The 21,692-nt window shown below is 59.5% G+C and carries 17 protein-coding genes and 1 pseudogene; 13 read left to right on the forward strand and 5 right to left on the reverse strand.

Features of this window, described 5'->3' with window-relative positions; all coding sequences use genetic code 11:
* Positions 1-181: 181 nt before the first annotated feature.
* The 7 genes from KGA85_RS03280 (at position 182) to KGA85_RS03310 (ending at position 9,539) form a co-directional block, all read left to right on the forward strand.
* Positions 182-2,308, forward strand: a complete 2,127-nt coding sequence (locus tag KGA85_RS03280; RefSeq protein WP_223455510.1) for a TonB-dependent receptor family protein — start codon at positions 182-184, stop codon at positions 2,306-2,308.
* Positions 2,309-2,496: 188 nt separating this feature from the next.
* Positions 2,497-2,961: a MarR family winged helix-turn-helix transcriptional regulator gene (locus KGA85_RS03285; RefSeq protein WP_223455509.1), complete on the forward strand. Its 465-nt coding sequence runs from the start codon at positions 2,497-2,499 to the stop codon at positions 2,959-2,961.
* The gene (locus KGA85_RS03290) at positions 2,954-4,033 is read left to right on the forward strand and encodes an HlyD family secretion protein (protein WP_223455508.1); all 1,080 of its coding nucleotides are present in this window, start codon (positions 2,954-2,956) and stop codon (positions 4,031-4,033) included. The genes KGA85_RS03285 and KGA85_RS03290 overlap by 8 nt, the downstream gene beginning before the upstream one ends.
* Positions 4,026-5,564 carry a DHA2 family efflux MFS transporter permease subunit gene (locus tag KGA85_RS03295; RefSeq protein WP_223455507.1) on the forward strand — a complete coding sequence of 513 codons (1,539 nt, stop codon included), beginning with the start codon at positions 4,026-4,028 and terminating at the stop codon, positions 5,562-5,564. The genes KGA85_RS03290 and KGA85_RS03295 overlap by 8 nt, the downstream gene beginning before the upstream one ends.
* Positions 5,565-5,637: 73 nt before the next feature.
* The gene (locus KGA85_RS03300; protein WP_223455506.1) at positions 5,638-6,915 is read left to right on the forward strand and encodes a flavohemoglobin expression-modulating QEGLA motif protein; all 1,278 of its coding nucleotides are present in this window, start codon (positions 5,638-5,640) and stop codon (positions 6,913-6,915) included.
* Between the two features lie 156 nt (positions 6,916-7,071).
* Positions 7,072-8,625, forward strand: a complete 1,554-nt coding sequence (locus tag KGA85_RS03305; protein WP_223455505.1) for a DUF3300 domain-containing protein — start codon at positions 7,072-7,074, stop codon at positions 8,623-8,625.
* An 80-nt stretch (positions 8,626-8,705) separates the two neighbouring features.
* Complete coding sequence (locus tag KGA85_RS03310) at positions 8,706-9,539, forward strand: DUF2950 domain-containing protein (RefSeq protein WP_223455504.1); 834 nt, start codon at positions 8,706-8,708, stop codon at positions 9,537-9,539.
* 42 nt (positions 9,540-9,581) lie between these two features.
* Here KGA85_RS03310 and KGA85_RS03315 read toward each other — a convergent pair whose 3' ends face one another.
* Positions 9,582-10,085 carry a GNAT family N-acetyltransferase gene (locus KGA85_RS03315; protein ID WP_223455503.1) on the reverse strand — a complete coding sequence of 168 codons (504 nt, stop codon included), beginning with the start codon at positions 10,083-10,085 and terminating at the stop codon, positions 9,582-9,584.
* A 276-nt stretch (positions 10,086-10,361) separates the two neighbouring features.
* Entirely contained in the window at positions 10,362-11,162 is an 801-nt protein-coding gene (locus KGA85_RS03320; protein WP_223542909.1) for a hypothetical protein, read from the reverse strand.
* Between the two features lie 520 nt (positions 11,163-11,682).
* On the opposite strand from KGA85_RS03320, the gene ttdA reads away from it, so the two are divergent.
* The 4 genes from ttdA to KGA85_RS03340 all read left to right on the forward strand — a co-directional run bounded on the left by ttdA (position 11,683) and on the right by KGA85_RS03340 (position 15,405).
* Entirely contained in the window at positions 11,683-12,582 is a 900-nt protein-coding gene (ttdA, locus tag KGA85_RS03325) for a L(+)-tartrate dehydratase subunit alpha (RefSeq protein ID WP_223453503.1), read from the forward strand.
* Complete coding sequence (gene ttdB / locus KGA85_RS03330; protein ID WP_223453502.1) at positions 12,579-13,187, forward strand: L(+)-tartrate dehydratase subunit beta; 609 nt, start codon at positions 12,579-12,581, stop codon at positions 13,185-13,187. Before ttdA ends, ttdB begins: the two co-directional genes overlap by 4 nt.
* A gap of 222 nt (positions 13,188-13,409) precedes the next feature.
* The gene (locus tag KGA85_RS03335; RefSeq protein WP_223542910.1) at positions 13,410-14,276 is read left to right on the forward strand and encodes an oxaloacetate decarboxylase; all 867 of its coding nucleotides are present in this window, start codon (positions 13,410-13,412) and stop codon (positions 14,274-14,276) included.
* A 217-nt stretch (positions 14,277-14,493) separates the two neighbouring features.
* Positions 14,494-15,405, forward strand: coding sequence for a LysR family transcriptional regulator (locus KGA85_RS03340; protein ID WP_223459362.1), 912 nt, complete (start codon positions 14,494-14,496; stop codon positions 15,403-15,405).
* A gap of 53 nt (positions 15,406-15,458) precedes the next feature.
* Here KGA85_RS03340 and KGA85_RS03345 read toward each other — a convergent pair whose 3' ends face one another.
* The 3 genes from KGA85_RS03345 to KGA85_RS03355 form a co-directional block, all read right to left on the reverse strand.
* The gene (locus tag KGA85_RS03345) at positions 15,459-16,811 is read right to left on the reverse strand and encodes a dicarboxylate/amino acid:cation symporter (RefSeq protein WP_223459364.1); all 1,353 of its coding nucleotides are present in this window, start codon (positions 16,809-16,811) and stop codon (positions 15,459-15,461) included.
* A 94-nt stretch (positions 16,812-16,905) separates the two neighbouring features.
* A complete protein-coding gene (locus KGA85_RS03350; protein ID WP_223542911.1) occupies positions 16,906-17,964 on the reverse strand; it encodes a tartrate dehydrogenase in 1,059 nt (352 codons plus the stop codon).
* Between the two features lie 956 nt (positions 17,965-18,920).
* A complete protein-coding gene (locus KGA85_RS03355) occupies positions 18,921-19,343 on the reverse strand; it encodes a hypothetical protein (RefSeq protein WP_223542912.1) in 423 nt (140 codons plus the stop codon).
* Between the two features lie 489 nt (positions 19,344-19,832).
* Here KGA85_RS03355 and KGA85_RS03360 point away from each other — a divergent pair, with 489 nt between their 5' ends.
* Together KGA85_RS03360 and KGA85_RS03365 are read left to right on the forward strand one after the other, a co-directional pair.
* The gene (locus KGA85_RS03360) at positions 19,833-20,876 is read left to right on the forward strand and encodes a DUF3592 domain-containing protein (RefSeq protein ID WP_223533708.1); all 1,044 of its coding nucleotides are present in this window, start codon (positions 19,833-19,835) and stop codon (positions 20,874-20,876) included.
* Between the two features lie 188 nt (positions 20,877-21,064).
* Positions 21,065-21,409, forward strand: a pseudogene (locus KGA85_RS03365) (isochorismatase family protein); the annotation flags it as partial.
* Between the last annotated feature and the right edge of the window lie 283 nt (positions 21,410-21,692).

Raw genomic sequence — 21,692 nt, forward strand, 5'->3', positions numbered from 1 at the left:
GCGACTACGACAATGGCTTCAAGGATGGCGAGATCGCCGAGATCGCTGCGCGCTGGCACCTCTGCTGAACCGATAGCCGCCAACCCTTGGCGGGCAAAATAACAAAATTGCCATGTGCTCCCTTCGTTCCTTCTTGCGTCGCTCTGTTCATTGCCCGTTCCTGACGTCTGGAGTTTTCCCAATGCCTTCGCCTAAATCCTTGCCCGCTGCGCTGCTGGGCCTGGCCCTTGTTTGTCCGGCCATGACCGAGGCTCAGGGCCTGGAGCTGGGACAAGTGCTGATCGGGGCTGAGGACCAGAGCGACGAAGACCAGGGGATCGAGGATGCCAGGGCCCGGCTGGCCCAGGTGCCCGGCGGCACCAACGTGGTCGACATGCGCCGCCCGTTGCAGGGCCGCGTGGCCAGCAACCAGGATGTGCTGGCGTACCAGCCGGGGATCTATGCCCAGTCGGCGGGCAACGAAGGGGTGAAGATCTCGATCCGCGGATCGGGGATCAACCGCGCACCGGGTGCCCACGCCTCGGGGCTGTACGCCATGCTCGACGGTCTGCCTCTGACCGGCCCCGGCGGCACACCCTATGAATTGCTGGAACCGCTGTGGCTCGACCATGTGGAAGTGCTGCGCGGCGCCAACGGTTTCGACCGGGGCGCCCTGGCCCTGGGCGGGGCCATCGATTACGTCAGCCATACCGGCTACGACTCACCGAAGTTACAGGTACGCTACGCAACGGGCAGTCACGGCTATCAGCAGCGCCAGGTCAGCTCCGGACAGGTGCTGGGGGCCTTCGATTACTACGTGGCCATGACCGACGCAAACGCCGACGGCTACCAGGACCACACGGCCAGCGAGAGCCAGGGGGTAATCGCCAACTTCGGTTACCACTTCAACCCGAACCTGGAAACACGCTTCTACCTGCGCCACCGCCAGACCGACAACGACCTCGCGGGGCGCGTGACCAAGCACTCCATCGAGCATGACCCACGGGCGGCCAACCCGGCCTACGTGGCGCGGGACGACCGCCGCGACGAGCCGGGCAGCACCTTTATCGGCAACAAGACCACCTACTACATCGATGACGATTCGAGCATCCAGACCGGCCTGGTCTACCACGACTATCCCATGGACTTGAGCGAGGGTCCCAACCGCCTGAAGGTGGCGTACACGGACGTCAGCGGCACGTTCGACTACAAGCGTCGCGACACGCTCTGGGGTCTGCAAAGCCAAAGCACCCTGGGCCTGCGAGTGACCAAGCACCTGCCCAATGCCGGCGCCAGCGAGTTCGTGCGCATCCCCACCGGCAACACCGCCGGTTACGCACCGGGCACGCTGATTCGCAACTTCACCTATCAGGGCTCGGACACGGTCCTGCATGTCGGCAATGACCTGGAGATCGCCGACGACCTGTGGCTGACCACCGGCCTCGCCGCGATCTACACCCGCCGTGAAAGCGATGTCACCTACCCGCAAAGTGGTGGCAAGACCAGCCTGCACGACTGGGACTACGCCCCGCGCGTGGGCCTGCGCTACCAACTGACACCGGACCTGCAACTGTTCGGCAATCTCAGCCGCTCGGTCGAGGCACCGCACCCGTGGTCGCTGATCTATAGCTCGAACATCCGGTTCCCCGCAGGCAGCGGTGTCGCCACGGGTGCCCAGCGCGAACCGGTCACGCTGCAAAACCAGACCGCCACCACCCTGGAAATCGGCGGTCGCGGGGACAGCACGCTGGGGCAGTGGAGCCTGGCCTGGTACTACGCCCAGGTGCGCCACGAACTGCTGTCGGTGTTGCCGGACGCCAACGCCACCACGCCCTACGAGCTCAATGCCAGCCCCACCGTGCACCAGGGCGTGGAAGCCAGCCTGCTGAGCCCCCTCTGGTCGCCGGAGGATGTCGGCCAATTGAGCCTGCGCCAGAGCTATACCTTCAGTGACTTCCACTACCGCGACGATGAGCGCTTCGGCGACAACCGCCTGCCGGGCCTGCCGATGCACTATTACCAGGGCGAACTGCGCTACGACTGGCCACAAGGCTTTTTCGCCGCGCTCAACACGCAATGGGTGTCCAAGGTGGCGGTCGATTACGCCAACAGTTACTACGCCGATCCCTACGCCATATTCGGCGCCACGCTGGGCTACAACGCGCCCAAGGGCGACTGGCAGACCTGGCTGGACATGCGCAACCTGACCGACAAACACTATGCCGCCACGGTCACGCCGGGCTTCGACGACAAAGGGCTGGACGCGGCGCGATCCACCCCTGGCGAGGGCATGGCAATGTACGTCGGGGTGTCGTGGAGCCTGCTCTGAGGTCGGGTTTACCGCTCGTAAGGCACCTCGAAAAGCACGTTCACGGGGTATTGAAAGGCGCCGCTCACAGCCAACCCGCCATGCCCCGTCGAGAGAATCGATTCACCTGAATTATTTCGCAAATATAGATAGCCACCTAATTACAAGCTCAACTATGATGAGCTAACTCATCCGCAGCAGATTTCACCATGACCGACACATTGACCCTTGGTTTTGCCCTGCATGACAGCGCCCGGCTGATGCGCAAGCGGTTTGAACAACGCGCGCGGCACGTCGGCCTCACTCGTTCGCAGTGGCAAGTGCTGGCCATGCTGTCGACCCATGAGGGCATCCATCAAAAGGGGCTCGCGGATTTACTGGAACTGGAGTCGATCACCCTCGTGCGTCTGCTGGACAAGATGGCCGAGCGCGGTTTGGTCGAGCGACGTCGTCACCCCACGGATCGACGCCTGTCCCTGCTGTTTTTGACGGAGCAGGCTCATCCGCTGCTGCAACTCATGCGTGACATGGGCCGAGTGACTCGCCAGGAAGCCACGCGCGGATTCTCTGCCGAGGAGGAACAACTGCTGCTGCAGATGATGAAGCGGATGAGGTCCAACCTGATCGAAGCTTGCAGTCTTCCCGTTGAAGAGCAGGAGCATCGTCATGACTGAGAGACGGCAACTCGTGCGCACCACGCTCTTTGCCCTGCTACCCATCGCGCTGGTGGTCGGCGGCTATCTGTATGTCACGGGCGGGCAGATCATTTCCACCGACAATGCCTACATTCAAGCCGATCATGTCGGTGTCTCCACCGATGTCTCGGGCCTGGTGGCCTCGGTTGATGTCAAAGACAACCAACGGGTGGTCAAGGGCCAAGTCCTGTTCACCCTGAAGCCGGAGCCCTTCGAGATTGCGTTGGCCAGCGCCAGGGCGCAACTGAGCAACGTGCGCAACCAGATCCTCAATCTCCAGGCCAATTACAAGCAAGCGCTGGCCGAAATCGACCAGGCACAAATCGACCTCGCCTACTACCAGGCCAGCTTCCAGCGCCAGCAAACCCTGCTCAGCGTTTCTGCGGTGTCCAGAACCAACTACGACGATGCCAAGCATGCACTGGACAGCACCCGGCAAAAAATCACCGTGGCCAGGGCCACCGCGCAAATGGTGCTGGCGCAACTGGGCGGAAATATCGAAACCCCCGTCGAACAACAATCCACGTACCTGATCGCCCAAGCCGCTGTCGACGAAGCCCAGCGCAACCTGGACAACTCGGTGGTCAGGGCTGCGTTTGACGGTGTCGTGACCAACGTTGATTCGCTGCAAGTCGGCTCCTACTTGCAACCACCACAGTCGGGCATCAGCCTGGTGTCGGCCGACCACCTGTGGGTCGCGGCGTCCCCGAAGGAAACCGAACTGACCCACATGAAACCCGGTCAGTCCGTCGATATCAGCGTCGACAGCTACCCCGGCGTGCAGTGGCACGGCACCGTCGACAGCATCAGCCCGGCGTCGGGTTCGAGCTTCTCGTTGCTGCCCGCGCAAAACACCACGGGCAACTGGGTCAAGGTCGTGCAACGGATTCCCGTGCGCATCAGCATCGATGATGCCGGGGAAAAACCGCCGCTGCGCACCGGCATGAGTGTGCAGGCAGAAATCGATACCGGCTCGGCCCGTGGCCTGCCGCACCTGTTCTCGGGGCTGCTGGCGAGCAAGGCCCCTACCCCGACTCTGGCCCATGAATAACCCGGCACCGAGCGAAGCGGTGGCCCATCGCGGGATGATCACCGCTTGCGTCGTGCTGGCGGTGATCATGCAAGCGCTCGACACCACCATCGCCAATGTCGCCCTGCCCTACATGCAAGGCAGCATCTCGGCCAGTTCGGACCAGATCAACTGGGTGCTGACGTCCTACATCGTCGCCGCGGCAATCATGACCCCGCCGTCCGCCTTTCTGGCCAGGCGCTTTGGGCGCAAACGCGTGCTGCTGTGGGCGATTGTCGGCTTTGTGATCTCGTCGATCCTTTGCGGCCTGGCGCAATCGCTGGAAGAAATCATCCTCGCCCGCCTGCTGCAGGGCTTGGCGGGCGCGGCGCTGGTGCCTCTGTCCCAGGGCATTCTGCTGGACATCTACAGCCTCAAGGAACGCGGTTCCGCCATGGCTCTGTTCGGCGTCTCGGTCATGGTCGGCCCCGTGCTGGGGCCGATGCTCGGCGGCTGGCTGACCGAGAATTTCAGCTGGCGCTGGGTGTTCTTCATCAATTTGCCCATCGGTTTGCTGGCGCTGGCCGGGATCGTCTATTACGTCAGCGAAACCACCACCGACACCTCGACCCGCCTGGACTGGCTCGGCTTCGGCTCGCTGAGCGTGGCGATCATGGCCCTGCAACTGTTTCTGGACCGGGGCGAACAACTGGGCTGGTTCGCTTCCGGTGAAATCCTCGTCGAAGCGATCGTGGCCGCTGTCGCCCTGTACGTGTTCCTGGTCCACACCTTCACCACCGACAATCCCTTTATCAGCCCGAAGCTGTTCAAGGATCGTAACTTTGCGATCAGCGTCGTCTTTATTTTTATCGTCGGCATCACCTACCTGGCCTCACTGGCGCTGATGACCCCTTACCTGCAAACCCTGATGGGCTATCCGGTGCTGACCGCCGGCATGGTGATGGGCCCGCGTGGCCTGGGCACGATGCTGACCATGTTCCTCGCCGGCCGACTGTTGGGCAAAGTCGATACCCGTCTTTTATTGCTGTCGGGCCTGGGCTTGTCGGCGCTGTCGATGGGGCTGATGACCGGCTGGACGCCTGACGTGTCGATGCAGACCGTCATCTGGGTCGGCTTCATCCAGGGCACCAGCCTGGGCATGCTGTTTGTGCCACTGACCACGGTTGCCTTCGCGACCCTGCCCGCCTCCTTGCGCGCCGAAGGCACCGGGCTTTACAGCCTGTCGCGAAATGTCGGTTCCAGCGTCGGGATCTCCATCGTGACCGTGCTGCTCACCCAGAACATCCAGGCCAACCACGAGCAGATCGGCGCCTACATCACGCCCTTCAACCGGGCCTTCGACGCAGGGTCGATCAAGAGCTACCTGGACCCGATGGTCGCCTCCGGCCGCGCCACCCTGGACGCGCTGGTCAACGTGCAGGCCAGCTGGATCGCCTACGTGGATGACTTCAAGCTGCTGATGCTGCTGTCACTGGCGGTCATGCCGTTGTTGCTGATTATCAAGACCCCAAAAGCCCTGGCACATGAAGAGCCGGCAGCGGTCATGGAGTAGTCCCGGATCGACACACAACCGCGCGAGACGACTAAGCTTTTGTAACGCCACTTCGTCCCTCAAGGAGATCTCCATGAGCGCCGCCGCCCTGTCCGAACTCGATGCCGCCCTGCCCGGCCTGACCCGCAAGATCCGCGTGCTGGATGCCCTGTCCTGGCCGGACGGCGTCGAGGAAGACTTCCTGGCGAAATGGCGCGGCGGGCGTGCCGAGTTACCCAAGGTCGAGTTGCAACCCCGCGACCACAGCGCCGACATCGCCGCGCTGGAAACCTTTATCAGCCATTGCGATGTGGGGCATCCGGCCGGGAATTACCTGGCCATGACCGCCCGTAGCTATGCCACGGCCGGACACATGCTGGGGGCCATTGGCACTCCCGCCTTTACCCAATACTCGTCAGCGCTGTACCGGCGTCCGGACTTCTATTACACGCGCTTGCAACTGAGCATGCTCGACGCGGCCCGGTTCTTCCTCAAGACCACCGACGCCCTGCTGGGCGGTGCGCGGATTCCACCCTGCCCGGCCGAGATCCCGGCCAAGGCGTTCGCCACCTGGATACAACCGGAACTGGACCGTTTCTTCGGCGTCGGGCAGATCACGGTCGTGCTCGATCCGAACCTGGCCGCCAAGGCCATCGCCGGATCGAGCCGCATTCGCCTGCGGGCCAGCGCGCTGTTCTCGGAACTGGACAAGCATCAGCTGTTGCAACACGAGGCCTTCGTGCATGTCGCCACGGCACAAAACGGCGCGCGCCAGCCCAACCTCACAAGCCTGGGCCTGGGGGCGCCCCGCACGACCCAGACCCAGGAAGGCATTGCCACCCTGGCCGAATTGTTCACCGGCAGCATGGACATCAACCGCCTGCGGCGCCTGGCCCTGCGCGTGCTCGCCGTCCAGCAGGCACTGGAGGGTGCCGATTTCATCCAGGTGTTCGAAGGTTTTCTGGCGGCCGGGCAGACAGAAGAGGAATCTTTCCGCTCAACCCAACGGGTGTTCCGCGGCGCCGACCTGCGGGGCGGTTCGGCGTTCACCAAGGATGCCGCTTACCTGACCGGGCTGCTCGGCGTCCACACCCTGCTGCGTATCGCAATTCGCGATAACCGGCCGGAACTGGTCGGGCATTTGTTTGCAGGGCGCCTCAGCCTGGGTGACACCGTGCGCCTGGCGCCCCTGTTCGAATCCGGCTGGCTCAAGGGGCCGGTCTATCTTCCAGCCTGGGCCAGCGACCTGCGTCTGCTGGCCGCCAACCTGGCCTTCTCGGCGTTCATCGCCCAGATCAAGCTGGATGTACTGGACCTGAAGGTGTTCATGGCATTCGCCGAAGAGCACGAAAGCGATGCCAGCGCCCAGTGATCGAGGCGCAATTTTTCAGGCAGCCTTGATCCTTTGAATCAACTGCTACCATTAGAAAGCGGTGTCGAGGCCGGGCTCTGTGGCTTGCAAAGTCGGCTTCACCTGCCAGGGATTGATCCACTCATTTCAAGCCTGCCTGACCCCATGGAGGGTGCAATGCACAATCCATTACTTTACGCGTTGTCGGCCGTACTGTTTTTGAGCGGATCTTCGTGCCTGGCACTGGGTACGGATGGGACCGCCGCCGCACCGGCCACGGCACCCGCCGCAGCCCCCGCACCGGCAAGCGCGACCACTGCAACGCCCGCCGCCCCGGTGGCCAAGGATCCGGTGTTTACCCAGGAACAGCTGGATCAGATGCTGGCGCCCATTGCGCTGTACCCGGACCCACTGTTTGCACAGGTACTGATGGCCACCACCTACCCCGGGGAAGTCGGCGAGGCGGTCAGCTGGTCCAAAGCGCACCCGGACGCCAAGGGTGACGATGCGGTCAAACAGGTGGCGAACCAGCCCTGGGATCCGAGCGTGCAGGCACTGGTCGCCTTCCCGCAGGTTCTGGCACTGCTGGGGCAGGACCCCGTCTGGGTCCAACGCCTGGGCGATGCCTTCCTGGCGCAGCCCGACGGTGTCATGGAAAGCGCGCAGCGCTTGCGTCGCCAGGCACAGGCAGCCGGCAATCTGCAGAGCAACCAATATCAGAACGTGACGATCCAGAATATCGCGCCGCCGGCACCGGCGACCACGACTGCGGCACCGGCTCCAGCCCCTGAATCGGCCCCGGCCAGCAACTCCACCATCATCATTCAGCCTGCCGATCCGCAGGTGGTGTACGTCCCCACGTATAACCCGACAACCACCTACGGCACCTGGCCCTACCCGGCGTCGCCGCCCGCGTACTATCCTCCGCCACCGGCCTATTACCCTGGTCAGGCCCTGATGGCCGGACTCGCGTTTGGTGCCGGTGTGGCGATCATTGGATCGTTGTGGGGTGAATGTGACTGGGGCAATAACGACGTCGACATCGACGTCAATCGCTACAACAACATCAACGGCAACAACCGGATCACCAACAACAAATGGCAACACAACCCGGTGCATCGCAATGGCGTGCCCTATCGAGACAGTGCGAGCCGCGCACAGTACGGCCGCCAACTCAACGGTGCCAATCAGCGTGAAGCCTATCGCGGGGACAATGCCCAACGCGCCCAGGCCCGTGAAAATGCTCGCACCTCAATGGACAAGCACGGTATCGAACGCCCTGCCACCAGCAACCGCGAAGCCCGTGATCAAACGCGCAAACTCCAGTCCGCAACCGCAGGCGGCGATCGGCTGCAGGCCGGTGCAGACAGGCCAAAGGCGGCTGACAGAAGCCAGGGCACGGCCAGAAACACCCGGGAGAATCAGCAGCCCAGGAGGGAGACCCAGCAGGCCAATCAGCAACCCAGGAACCAGAGTTCCCAGTTGAATCAGCGTAGAGAAGGCTCCGCGCAGACGCGGCAAGCGACGAATAAACGGCCGGCCGCCAGTACCGGCAGTGCCCGTAACAATGCGTTCGCCGGCGCACGTTCACCGTCCCAGGCCAACGTCCAGGCCAATCGTGGCCGGGCCAGCCAGGCATCCGCCCAACGCCCCAGTGCCTCGCGATCGGCCGGTCACCAGGTCAGCCGGCCGTCCAATCCACCAGCGCGTCAAAGGGGGGGCCGTCGTTGAAAAACCATCCTCGATTGAAGGGACTCACGGGCTTGCTCCCTTATGTCCTGGTTATAGCCGCCGGCTTGTTGTGGTCGTGCATGGCGACGGCACAGCAGGCCTTTCCAACGCCAGAAAAGGCCGCAGAAGCCTTTGTCGAAGCACTGGGCACCGAACACGCCGACCAGGCACGCCTGACCGAGCTGCTGGGCAGTGACTGGCACAGTTACATCCCCCGCGAAGGCGTGCAGCGCAAAGATGTCGATGCGTTCTTGCAGCAATATCGCGAACAACACCACTTTGAAAACACCAGTGACCGCAAGGCTATCCTGGCGGTCGGCAGTGAGAACTGGACACTGCCTATCCCCCTGACAAAGAACGAGAACGGTTGGCGCTTCGACATGAAGGCCGGCAGTGCCGAGATCCGTGCACGTCAAATCGGCCGCAATGAACTCGCCGCGGTGCAATCGGTGCTGGCCTATCACGATGCCCAGATGGACTATGCGTCGGTGGATCGGGACGATGATGGTGCACTCGAGTATGCGCAGAAAATCTTCAGCACCCCCGGCAAGCATGACGGACTTTATTGGGAGGAAGACGACAGCGGCCAGATCAGCCCGTTGGGGCCTTCGTTCGGCAAAGCCATTGCCGACGAAGAGTGGCATGGTTACCGCTTCCGCATCCTTCATGGCCAGGGTCCTTCGGCACCGGGTGGTGCCTACAGCTACCTCATCGGTGACAAGATGAGCCGGGGCTTTGCGCTGATCGCCTGGCCGGCGAAGTACAACGACACCGGCGTGATGAGTTTCATGATCAGTCATGAAGGACAGGTATTCGAGAAAGACCTGGGGCCCGGTGGTGAAAAACTGGCACTAGCGATGAAGCGCTTTGATCCGGATGACAGCTGGAAAGAGGTGGCTGAAGATCAGGAGTAGCAGGCGCGACCTGCTACAAGCCTTCAGAACGGTTGAAAGCAGTTATCTGATCGACAGGACAAATCGGTCTTCATTCCCGGTCTTGTCGTTACAGGAGGGCTGCTGAAGCTTGAATCCACACCGATCCAGTACTTTTCTGGAGCCCGCGTTTTCCTTGAAGGCATACGCAACCAATTGCGCAAGCCCCCAGCGCATCCGTGCCTCCTGGATCAGGCGCCTCAGCGCCAGTGTTGCCAGCCCCTGGCCGCACGCGCGCTGATCGATCCGGTAACCCACCTGCGCAGATCCCGTCGAAGAGTCGATGCTTTTCAGATTGGCTCGACCGACGATTCTCTGGCTGGAATCCTCGATGACAAACGGGTGCCAGGCACCGATGACGAAATCGGATAAATAGCTTTCGATATGATCGGCGACACCCTGCAACGAGTAAAAAGAAGGGTCGCGCGCATCAATATGGGATTCGAACCATTCACGGTTCTGGATTTCGAAAGCCAGCAACGCTTGAGCGTCAGCCTTTTTCAGCTCGCGTACGCTAAATGATTCCATTCATCACCTCTCCTGTGTCTTGTGCCGAACTGGCTCGAGTCTATCTCATACCTGAACAACCTGGCCGAGCCGAGCCTCCCCCTTCTCATCACTCGTGAAGGCGAGTCAGGCGTTTGTGAGCGGGTCTGTAGAAATGTGCCCTCAGGCTCGATAGCCGAAAAAAAGTCGCAAACCCCACGACGTTTCAGGGCTTGCGACTCTTTGCCGATACGTCCCTCAAGCTCCCGGGACGTTTTCTACGGTATGCCTGCCGTGTTCATTGCCGAACCTGCAGGCTTAGTTCTCTACCTCAACCGTGTCGAAATCCGGTTCGTCCGGGGCGTCCGCCACATCCTCTCTGGCGTCCTTCGCCTCAACTTTGGCGGCCTCTCTGGCTGACTTCGCCTCGGCTTTGGCGGCGTCCCTCGCGGCATCCGCGGTAGCCCGGGCAGCATCCCTGGCGGCATCTGCGTCGGCCTTGGCCGCGTCCCTCGCTGCATCTGCAGCGGCCCGGGCAGCGTCTCTGGCTGCGTCTGCGTCTTCGCCCGCTACGCCAGCAGCTTTTGCGGCATCCCGGGCTGCATCCGCCTCAGCTCTGGCGGCGTCCCGGGCTGCATCTGCAGTTGCTTTTGCCGCATCCCGGGCTGCATCTGCAGTAGCCCTGGCCGCGTCTCTGGCGGCATTGGCATCAGCTTTGGCAGCGTCCCTGGCTGCATCTGCGGCATCGTTGTCATTGTCATTGTCATTCGCGTTGTCGTTGTCGTTGTCGTTGTCGTGCGCATTGCCTGGGCCTCTGTTCCCGGCAACACCACCATGGTCAGCGTCGCCGCGCCCCGGGCCTCCATGACCGTCACCGTCATGGCCTGCAGCACCATGATCGCCACCCTCTCCATGGTCGCCGCCACCATGACCACCACCGCCGTCGCCACCATGACCACCGTGACCACCGCCTCCGGAGCCACCGCCACCGCCGTGACCACCGCCGCCATCTTTGGCATACACGCTGGAGAAACTACCGATGTAATCGGGCACCAGGACAGTCGATGCCGACAGGACTCCGCCGATGGCCAGAGCCAACAAACATTTCTTGAGCAGCATGATGCACCTCCGCATGGAGTTGCGTACTCATCTCCGTATCGAACGCAATGTCCAGTGAGTTCCCGGCCGCCCATTGGAGCAGCCGGCCAACCGGCACGGCGATAAATCTGCAGCATTAACGAGCTACTGCGGTATCCGCACGATCCCTCAGAGCCAGCCGGCATCGTTACGTGGGAAACAATCCCACATTTTTTTTGGATAAGTGCTTTCAGCCCGAGTTCAAAAAAAGAGCATCAGGACTGACGCATGGGTTGAGCCAAGGCCCACTTTTGAGTGGGCGAGACTCTCACTTGCCTGCCCCCACTCCCCTATTCACACCCCCAATAATTAACTTTAAGTAAACAGTGTAGTAACCAGACCCCCATTCAATCATTTCAACTGAACTGCTAATTTTTACCTCAGCGCCTAAACCATATTTTTTACAAGGGTTTACCCCTTGCATCCTGCCGGAACCCTTTCGCAGCAACCAAAAGCGCCAAAACAAAAAACCATGCCTTGAGATGCAGTGAGGAAAATGAAAGTGGATAAAGACTCAGCCGTTGATTCGCTGACCGATGTGATGGCCAAATTCACGGCCTATATCGGCAAGCGCCTGCCCACCGACGTGAAGAAAAAGACCGCCCAGTTGCGCGCCGCGGAAACCAACCCGCTGGCCATCGCGGTCTATGACTCGATGGCCGAAAACCAGGACTACGCCGACAAGCTGGATCGCCCCAGCTGCCAGGACACCGGGGTGATCCAGTACTTCATCAGCGCCGGTTCCCGGTTCCCGCTGTTGGGCGAACTGGAGAGCATCCTGGAGAACGCCACTCGCGAGGCCACCATCAAAGGACCGCTGCGTCATAACGCGGTGGAGACCTTTATCGAGAAGAACACCGGCACAAACACCGGCTCGAAGATTCCGTGGCTGGACTGGGAAATCATTCCGGATGCCGACCATGCCTTGATCGACGTGTACATGGCCGGTGGCGGTTGCACGCTGCCCGGCTCGGCGAAGGTGTTGATGCCTGGCCAGGGTTATGAAGGCGTGACCGAGTTTGTCTTCGACGTGATTACGTCGCGCGGGGTCAACGCCTGCCCGCCGCTGCTGGTGGGCGTGGGCGTCTCGACGTCGGTCGAGACGGCCGCCCGTTTGTCCAAGCGGGCAATTCTGCGCCCGGTGGATTCCAGCCATCCAAACGAAAGCGCGGCGTTGATGGAGCGGTTGCTGGAGGATGGTTTGAACGAGGTGGGCATCGGCCCACAGGGCCTGACCGGCAACAGCAGTGTGATGGGGGTCAACATCGAGTCATCGGCGCGTCACCCTTCCACCATTGGCGTGGCCGTCTCCACCGGTTGCTGGGCGCATCGTCGCGGCAAGATCCGTATCAATGCAGACCTTTCCTACGACATCCTCTCCCATGAAGGAGTAATACTGTGATTAAAGTCCTTAATACCCCTATCAAGGACGAGGATCTGGCGGATCTGAACGTCGGCGACGTGGTGTATCTCACTGGCCGGTTGGTGACCTGTCGTGACGTAGCGCACCGCCGCCTGATCGAACTCAAGCGCGAGCTGCCGGTGGACCTGCGCGGTGGCGCGATTTTCCATGCCGGCCCCATCGTGCGCCAGAAAGAGGATGGCAGCTTCGAGATGGTGTCCATCGGGCCGACCACCAGCATGCGCATGGAAAAGTTCGAGAAGCAGTTCATTGAAGAAACCGGGGTCAAATTGATCATCGGCAAAGGTGGCATGGGACCTGAGACCACGGCTGGCTGCCTGGAAAACAAAGCGGTGCATGCGGTGTTCCCCGGTGGCTGTGCGGTGTTGGCCGCCACCAAGGTGGAAGAGATCGAGCGCGCCGAGTGGCAGGATCTGGGCATGCCGGAAACCCTGTGGGTGAACCGCGTGCGTGAGTTCGGCCCGCTGATCATTTCCATCGACACCAAGGGCAACAACCTGTTCGAACAGAACAAGGTGCGCTTCAACGAGCGCAAGGGGTCGATCATCGAGAAGATCAACGCCCAGGTACGCTTCATCAAATGATCCGGTGGGGTGGCCAGGTTTCCCGCATTAACCTGCCACCCTGGCGCGACACCCTGCAATGCCGGCGTCCACGCAGCGCTGACGGAGCATCGCTGCCCGGCTAACCGGGCAGCACCCTTTCCCAACACAGCCCCAGGAGTGCTCGTCGAGTGCCCTGTGCCTCGTGGCAAGCACCCCCCGACACCAGGGCTGCAACCCTCCATCACAAAATCAGACGCCATCATGCATAACGCCAGTCATCACGAACTGCGAAACGCCTTTCATGCCTTGCTCGCTGACACGTCCTGTCATCACACGGCGTCAGTCTTCGACCCCTTGTCGGCACGCATGGCCGCCGATCTGGGTTTCGAGGTCGGTATCCTCGGCGGCTCGGTCGCCTCCCTGCAAGTATTGGGAGCCCCGGATATTTCCCTGATCACCCTCAGCGAGTTCGCCGAACAAGCCACGCGCATCGGCCGGGTGGCGCGCCTGCCGGTGATTGCCGATGCCGATCACGGGTACGGCAACGCCCTGAACACCATGCGCACCGTGGTCGAACTGGAGCGCGCCGGCGTCGCCGCACTGACCCTGGAAGATACCGTGCTGCCCGCCCGGTTCGGCTGCAACCCCTCGGACCTGATCAGCATTGAGGAAGGCACGGGCAAGCTACGCGCAGCCCTGCGCGCGCGGCAGGATCCGTCGCTGGCAATCATCGCCCGCACCCATGCCGGTGTGCAGCAACTGGCCGAAGTCGTCGCGCGCGTGCGCGCCTATGAAGACGCGGGGGCTGATGCCATTTGCCTGGTGGGAGTCAAAGACAACGATCTGCTGCATGCCATCGCCGAAAACGTCTGCGTACCACTGATGCTGGTGACCTATGGCAATCCGGCATTGGACGACGACCAGCTGCTGGCAGAGTTGGGCGTACGCATCGTGGTCGACGGCCACGCGCCCTATTTCGCGGCGGTAAAGGCCACCTACGAGCGCCTGCGCGAGCAGCGCGGCTTGAGCGTCAGGGAACATCTCGATGCGTCGCGACTGACGGCCCACTATGCAGGCGCCGAGACCTATGTGGCCTGGGCTCGCGATTACCTGAACCTATCGCAATAACCAGGAGAAGCCAATTGGCCGCCGCCCCATGAGGTCGGCGGCCAGGACATGGCAGGTCAGCCCTGTTCAATCCCCCGCCAGCCCCGCCTACAGCTTCTGCTGACCCAGCCCCCCACCCACTCGCAGGACTGTTCGCCCAGGGCGGGCTGGAGTATATGTGGTGAACAGAAATCGAAAGCTCGCCAGAAATCACCAGACAATTAACCTGGAGTCATGAATGAACAACACCCAGGACTTGGGTTTTTTTCACCTGTTGGCCAAACAGGGAAGCCTGGTCGCGACTGCCAGGGAGCTTGGCGTGACGCCACCTGCCGTCAGTAAGCGCCTGGCCACACTGGAGGCGCGGCTGGGGGTCCGGCTTGTCAACCGCACTACCCGCTCCATGAGCCTCACCCCCGAGGGGGAGCTGTACTACGCCCATGTCGCGCGCATTCTTGCGCAGGTTGACGAAATGGAGCAGTTGGTCAGCAGCAGCCGCGCCACGCCCAAGGGGTTAATCCGGGTGAACGCGTCGTTGGGGTTCGGCCGTCGGCATATCGGCCCTGCGCTGGCGGCTTTCTATTCACGCTATCCGGAGGTAGAAATCCAGCTGGAGATCAGCGACCACCCGTTGGACCTCGCCACCCACGGCTTCGACCTGGGTATTCGCTTTGGCACACTACCGGACGCGGCGTTGCATGCCCGCAAGATCGCTTCAAACCGGCGCTTGCTCTGCGCTTCGCCGATTTATCTGGACAAGCACGGGACCCCGGAGAAACTCGCCGACCTGCAGGACCACAACTGCATTTTCATTCGTCAGAACGAATCCCCCTACGGCGTATGGAGCTTCAACAACGGTGGCCGGACCGAGAACATCAAGGTCCGCGGAGCCCTGGGCTGTAACGACGGCGAGGTCGCCCTGAATTGGGCGCTGGAGGGTTACGGCCTGCTACTGCGCGCCGAGTGGGACATCGCCCGCTATGTGCGCAGTGGGCGACTGCGCCTGGTGATGGAGAACCATACCCCTACCCGCGCAGACGTGTATGCGGTTTATCCGCAGCAGCTGCACCTGTCGGCACGGGTACGCAGCCTGATCGACTTTCTGATCGAACGCTTCAAGCAGATCGATAACATCGAAGACCGCGGCTAAAAAAAAACTGCCGACTCCACTGGGGAATCGGCAGCCAGGTAACACTCTTTCGATCAGCCTGGGGTGACGGCCTTCACATTACCCAGTGGGTGGGCATTTTCAGGCTGCAACGTGAAGCTCGGGGCCTTGGCGACCACAGCTTCTTCCACGGTCTCCTCTTCACCATCCATTGCCTGTTTCAGCTTGGCTGTATCCAGCGCCCCCACCCACTTGGCAATGGCCAGGCAGCCTACACCGTTGCCGATAGTGTTGGTGATGGCCCGGGCCTCTGACATGAATCGATCGACCCCCAGCAGCAGGACCATGCCTGATACCGGAATGTTGCCCAGTGACGCCAGCGTCGCGGCGAGGATGATGAACCCGGAACCGCTCACCCCCGCAGAGCCCTTGGAGGTGAACATCAACACCGCCAGGACAATCAGTTGGTCAGTCAAAGTCAACGGCGTGTTGGTCGCCTGGGCGATGAAGATAGCGGCAATGGTGTAGTAGATGGCCTGGCCGTCCGGGTTGAAGCTCAGGCCGGCGGGAATCATCATGCCGGCAACGGGCTTGGAGCACCCTGCCCGTTCCATCTTGTTGATCATCTGTGGCAGCACCGACTCCGAGGAACTGGTGCCCAGAACAGTGAACAGCTCTTCCTTGATGAAGCGCAGGAACCTCCACAGGCTGAACCCGCTGTAGCGGCAGATCGGCCCGAGCACGAAGATCACGAACACCACGCAGGTCAGGTAGACACAGGCCATCAGCTTGCCCAGCGAGAGCATCGAGCCGAAACCGTATTTACCGATGGTGAAGGCAATGGCACCGAATGCACCGATGGGCGCCAGGCGCATCACCATGTTGACGATGTTGAACATGCCGCGCATGAGGCTGTCCATCACGTCGATGAAGATCCTGGCGCGGGGACCGGCGTTGGCGAGTGCTACGCCCAGCAGGATCGAGAACAGCAGGATCTGCAGCACGTTTCCTTTAGCGAAGGCATCGACAATCGTGTCCGGAATGATGCTCAGGATGAAATCCATGAACGAGTGGTGCGGCGTCTGGGTGGTATAAGTCGCGATGCTGGAGGTATCCAGGGTCTTTGGGTCAATGTTCATGCCGGCACCGGGCTTGAACACATCCACCACGATCAGGCCGATGGCCAGGGCCAGGGTGGACACTACTTCGAAGTAGAGCAAGGCGCGCACGCCCACACGCCCCAGCTCCTTCATGTTTTCCATCCGTGCGATGCCGCTGACCACGGTCAGGAAGATCACCGGGGCGAGGAGCATCTTGATCAGTTTGATAAAGCCGTCGCCGACGGGTTTGAGCGCTGTCCCGGTTTCGGGAAACAGCACTCCGACGATGGCGCCGAGTACCACTGCGATGAGAACTTGTACGTAGAGTTTGCCGAGTATGCGTTTCATGGCGGACCCTGATTTTTTATTGTTGTCAGGAAATGCCCAAGAGCTCGATACGAGAAGCCGGCCCCTGTGGCGCTATATCACAAGAAGGAAATGGTTAGCGCCTGATCAGCGCAATGACCGCATCGGTCACCTCGCGGGTGGTGGCCGTGCCACCCAGGTCAGGGGTATGCACGCCTGCCTCGGTCACCGCTTCGATGGCCGACATCAATTGACGTGATGCCTGCGTCTCGCCCAGGTGTTCGAGCATCATGGCGGCGGTCCAGAGGGTCGCGATGGGGTTGGCCACGCCTTTGCCGGTGATGTCGAAGGCAGAACCGTGAATTGGCTCGAACATCGACGGGAACTGCTTTCTCGGGTTGAGGTTGGCGGTAGGCGCGATGCCCAGGCTGCCGGACAGCGCCGCGGCCAGGTCGGAGAGGATGTCGGCGTGCAGGTTGGTGGCCACGATCACGTCCAGGGTGGACGGCTTGAGCACCATGCGGGTGGTCACGGCGTCTACCAGTTCCTTGTCGATCCTGACGTCCGGGAAATCCTTCGCCACTTCGTAGAAAACCTCGTCCCATAGCACCATGCCATGGCGCTGGGCATTGGACTTGGTGACCATGGTCAAGTGCTTGCGTGGCCGGGTGCGCGCCAGCTCAAAGGCGAAGCGATGGATGCGCTCGACACCGACACGGGTAAACACCGACACCTCGGTGGCCACCTCTTCCGGCAGGCCGCGGTGCACCCTGCCCCCGTTTCCGGAATACTCGCCTTCGGAGTTTTCGCGGATCACCACCCAGTCGATCTCGTGACCGTTGTGCAGCGGGCTTTTCACACCCGGCAACACGCGAGCCGGACGTACGTTGGCGTACTGGTCGAAGCCTTGGCAGATCGGCAGGCGCAGGCCCCACAGGGAAACGTGGTCAGGCACATTGAGTGCACCCACGGCGCCGAAGAAGATGGAGTCGAAGGTCTTGAGCTCTTCCAGTCCACCTTCGGGAATGTAGTAGCCGTTCTTGAGGAAGTTGTCAGAGTTCCAGTCGAAGTGCTTGAAGTCCAGGGCAAAAGTACCCAGGCGCTCGGCCAGCGCCTTGAGCACTTCAACGCCTGAGGCGATCACCTCGGTGCCGATACCGTCACCGGGAATCGCTGCAATTTTGTAAGTGTTCATCGTCAACTCCACCTTTTGTTTTCATGCGCCTTCGAAGGGAGATCAGCCGGCGTGTGGCTGGACTATACGAAGTGAGCAAGAGGCGTTGGTTAACTAAAAATCACTACATTATTAACTTCACTTCATTAATACCTGATGGGCCGTGACAGGCAGCTATCGGCCAATAGCAGCCGGTGGACAGACTAGTCGCAAATAGGTAGCTTCGACCTTCTGCGCTGAATCTTTACCGCAGATGAGCTTGGCGTCATCCAAGTCGCGTTTCTCTCTGGGTTATGTTGCGTTAACTGCGACTCCTTCCAGGCTAGACAATGGCTTACAGGACGACAAGGAACGTTATAGGGCACTACCGTCGCGTTTAAACGCGACAGCGATGTCGCCTAATAGGAGTTAGGAGTTGCACGTGTATTACCCAATTACGCCATACGTCCTAGCACTCACAGCGCTGATAATAGCTACCTTATTAATTTCGTCATTTCATGTATTCATGATTTGCCAAAACACTAAAGAGCAACCAGGCGCCATTCTACATAGCCTTTGCAATCATGGTTTCTGTTTTAGCCTTTACCACCCTAGAGCTAATTTTTCATCTAATAATTCAGAAGCATCCAATCAGTGTAGCTATTTTCGTTTCACTTGCTTCCTACCTAGTTACGGCATCTATTTTTCTGGCGTAATTAAAACTTGAACTAATTACATGTATCATCTACGCAATATGCGGCGTCGCAATATTTTTCGCTTCATGCCTTCCAATAATATTATGGCTAGGCTGCGCTACGGGCCCAGCATGTATATAAATATATTATAATTGACAACACCCGCAATGCGCTGGGTGTGATTGGCAAATACGCTGGATACATCGAGCAGGGGACCAAACTCAAGAGGAAGAGTCGCGCCGGGCTAATTTCCTCCCACTATTAATTTCGTGCCACTTAACCCACTTATCTTTAACGCTTTCTTCAACTAGAAAACACATATCGCCCCTTGACTTTTCTCAGTGTAAAAAAAGCCCAATCTGGAAATATCTTCTGGCGAACGTAGCATACATAAGCAAACATTCCGATGCCTATGGCCGAGCCGACAAACATTGTGATGGAGCCTGAAGTCAACCCTTCCAATTGCCCCGCTACCGAACCCATAAATAGAACAATGTATGCATTGTAAGCTCCTGCCAGATGATTGTAGAACCCCCAGGCAAACAAGAGCGGGATAAGTGCGCCCCAACCGCCAATTACCCATCTAGCATTAGGCCCAATAGTTGAACCTATAATAAAGTCGATTAGCAGAGCGAGTGCAGCCTGGATAAACATGAGTGTAATAACGGCATTAACCTTTCGCTCATGTATATCGCAGAGGTAGGGGTCAGCAGTGGAAGCGATCAAGCTGGCAAGCAGCCTGTCCTTGACCCCTGGCCTGATAGCTGAGTGAATACTTCCGATCTAGGTACTCCGGACGAGATCAGGTCTCTACTTTGGTTTTAGCTTCTTTTTTGTTCATGTTAGTGACGACTCCGTGGCACAAGGGCAATTTGTGATGACGCCTGAAGCGAGGTGATCACGTTTTCACGAGCCTGCTGGACGGTGTTCCCCTCCAACGCGTACAGGTACCTGACCAAGCATAGCTACTAATTTGCCATCGTGATTCACGACGGCGACCTGGCCGTTTCTTGCCTTTCTGGGTTGACCTCCATGGGTCGGTTGCAGCCCTTCGTGACAGTCAACAATCGGCCAGGAGCGGAAGCGCGGGAAGTTGCATTGCATTTGAGTATCTACGGACTAACCTCAGTGCATCATTACACCGCGCGCAGGGGGACTTGCCGCCAAGGTGTCATCTCCCAACTGACCTCCATTTCACGTTGGCCAAGGAGCCTTATGAAGACCTTCTTGCTAAGGACGGCCCTGTTCGTTGTTTTATTTTTCTTTGCCTTGCTCTGCCTTCTCGTGTCTCTTTCCTCGTACAAGGAGGTGGACGAGACGAAGACTTGGCAGAAGTTGAATGCCACTGTCGCCACTGTCTCCATTTCTGAGGAGATGCGCAGTAAGGGTATAACCTATTGCCCTCTGGTTAACGTGACCTTTGAGTTGAACGGACAGCAATACACTTATCCGCTCGAAATATCGCAGCGGCCCTGTAGGACCAGCCTGGAGTCGGTCGAAAGATCAGTTGCAACACTCAGGGAAGGAAAAGTGATCGAAATTCTTGTCGACCCTGCAAAGCCGGGTAGCGTGAAGCCAGGTACTTACTCACTAGGTGGGGTTTTTTACTTCGGCGTGTTCTTGGGCACGCTAGCCTTTATCGGGGCCGTAGCTGTCCTGGTGTTTCCTGCTAAGAAATCTGTCAAGTTGACGCAAAGAGAAAGTACTTCACATTCAACTTTGAGCAAGAAAGAAGTTCAGGAAAAAGTTCGCGAGCTACTCGCCGCCGGCACTGCAAAGTCGGAAGTGTTTTCACAACTCTCCGGGCGGGGTGTAAAAGACAGTCATCTTGCCTACTTTATAGCCTCGTATGCAGATCCAATTCGTTGTGACGAGCACGATCGCAAGGTCAATATTCTCATTACGATAATGCTCGCCCAGGCTTTGATTGCATTCTTTCTGGGATTGGATATCGGCGCCAGGATGGGGCCAACGGCCAAATGGGTTATGGGTGTTTCAATGACCTTGATTCCCTTGTTTTTGGTATGGGGCTTCTACAACCATCGCGTCGGCGCCTACAACGCGTACATACTCCTTGCGCTTCCCCAATTCCCAAGATCGCTTGAGGGGTTTACATCGAGTCCGGCAACAACCACTATCGCATTAGCTATAAGTATCGTTATCCTGGCTTTTGTTTGGTACGTCCGAGGAAAAATCTTTCCAGACTTCGTCTTCGTCAATCCCAGGAAAATCAAAGGCAAGTACTTCTTTACGGGCTGACCCATCATGCCGCCGGACCTGCCCGAACGGCTGTCCAGGCCTGTGAGTTGAATCGTTAGCGAAGACTGCTTCGGGTCGAAGTCCGACTTTCAACAAAAAACAAGGCCACAAAATGATCTGGCACCTAACAAGCGTTAGATTCCCATTGTATTAGAAGACAGCCCCTTACGAGCTCATAGCCTGAGATGTTGTTTATCGTCAACGCCATGGACGATGAGAACTTCGCCTCAGCGGTCAAGGCTACGGGGCGCAAGAAACTGATCATCGCCGGGGTCACCAATGACGTCTGCACGGTCTATCCGGCGCTGAGCCTGGTGCGCGATGGTTATGAAGTACAGGTGGTTGCTGATGGCGGCGGTTCCCCTAGCGTAATGGCGGATGATATCGCCCTGCGCCGGATGGAAAAGGGCGGTGTGACGCTGACCACTACCAATCAGTTGATCGCGGAGCTCGCAGGAAGCTGGGCTACGCCCGAAGGTGGTCAGTTGGTACAAGTCCTGATGACGGCACTTCAAGGCTGGATACACCTGTGAGCGATTTGCAGGACCATGATGTGTGGTTCTGCAAATCCTCAGGTGGGCAAGAAGGCTCGCTCCTACTAGCTGTTCGAGGCTACCTCCGGCAGTTGCGGGTGCGAGCCACATTTGAGTCGACCTCTCATCGTCCGCATTGGGTTGAATCCACAGCCGAAAGCAATGGGATGGACTCCTCCTCACTTCGGCATCTTGAGTGCCAGACTGAAGGTGCGAACCACAGTCAACAGTGAGAAGGAGTCCACACATGAAGCTTATGCGCATTGGAGTCGACCTGGCCAAG

The organism is Pseudomonas sp. GL-B-12 (assembly GCF_019955895.1).
Lineage (GTDB): Bacteria > Pseudomonadota > Gammaproteobacteria > Pseudomonadales > Pseudomonadaceae > Aquipseudomonas.

Excerpts from the sequence above, each read along its gene's own strand:
- KGA85_RS03300 (WP_223455506.1), top strand. The coding sequence starts at position 5,638 with ATGAGCGCCGCCGCCCTGTCCGAACTCGATGCCGCCCTGCCCGGCCTG.
- KGA85_RS03285 (WP_223455509.1), top strand. The coding sequence starts at position 2,497 with ATGACCGACACATTGACCCTTGGTTTTGCCCTGCATGACAGCGCCCGG.
- KGA85_RS03290 (WP_223455508.1), top strand. The coding sequence starts at position 2,954 with ATGACTGAGAGACGGCAACTCGTGCGCACCACGCTCTTTGCCCTGCTA.
- KGA85_RS03320 (WP_223542909.1), bottom strand. The coding sequence starts at position 11,162 with ATGCTGCTCAAGAAATGTTTGTTGGCTCTGGCCATCGGCGGAGTCCTG.
- KGA85_RS03280 (WP_223455510.1), top strand. The coding sequence starts at position 182 with ATGCCTTCGCCTAAATCCTTGCCCGCTGCGCTGCTGGGCCTGGCCCTT.
- KGA85_RS03360 (WP_223533708.1), top strand. The coding sequence starts at position 19,833 with ATGAAGACCTTCTTGCTAAGGACGGCCCTGTTCGTTGTTTTATTTTTC.
- KGA85_RS03345 (WP_223459364.1), bottom strand. The coding sequence starts at position 16,811 with ATGAAACGCATACTCGGCAAACTCTACGTACAAGTTCTCATCGCAGTG.
- KGA85_RS03340 (WP_223459362.1), top strand. The coding sequence starts at position 14,494 with ATGAACAACACCCAGGACTTGGGTTTTTTTCACCTGTTGGCCAAACAG.
- KGA85_RS03295 (WP_223455507.1), top strand. The coding sequence starts at position 4,026 with ATGAATAACCCGGCACCGAGCGAAGCGGTGGCCCATCGCGGGATGATC.
- KGA85_RS03310 (WP_223455504.1), top strand. The coding sequence starts at position 8,706 with ATGGCGACGGCACAGCAGGCCTTTCCAACGCCAGAAAAGGCCGCAGAA.
- KGA85_RS03335 (WP_223542910.1), top strand. The coding sequence starts at position 13,410 with ATGCATAACGCCAGTCATCACGAACTGCGAAACGCCTTTCATGCCTTG.
- KGA85_RS03350 (WP_223542911.1), bottom strand. The coding sequence starts at position 17,964 with ATGAACACTTACAAAATTGCAGCGATTCCCGGTGACGGTATCGGCACC.
- KGA85_RS03305 (WP_223455505.1), top strand. The coding sequence starts at position 7,072 with ATGCACAATCCATTACTTTACGCGTTGTCGGCCGTACTGTTTTTGAGC.
- KGA85_RS03315 (WP_223455503.1), bottom strand. The coding sequence starts at position 10,085 with ATGGAATCATTTAGCGTACGCGAGCTGAAAAAGGCTGACGCTCAAGCG.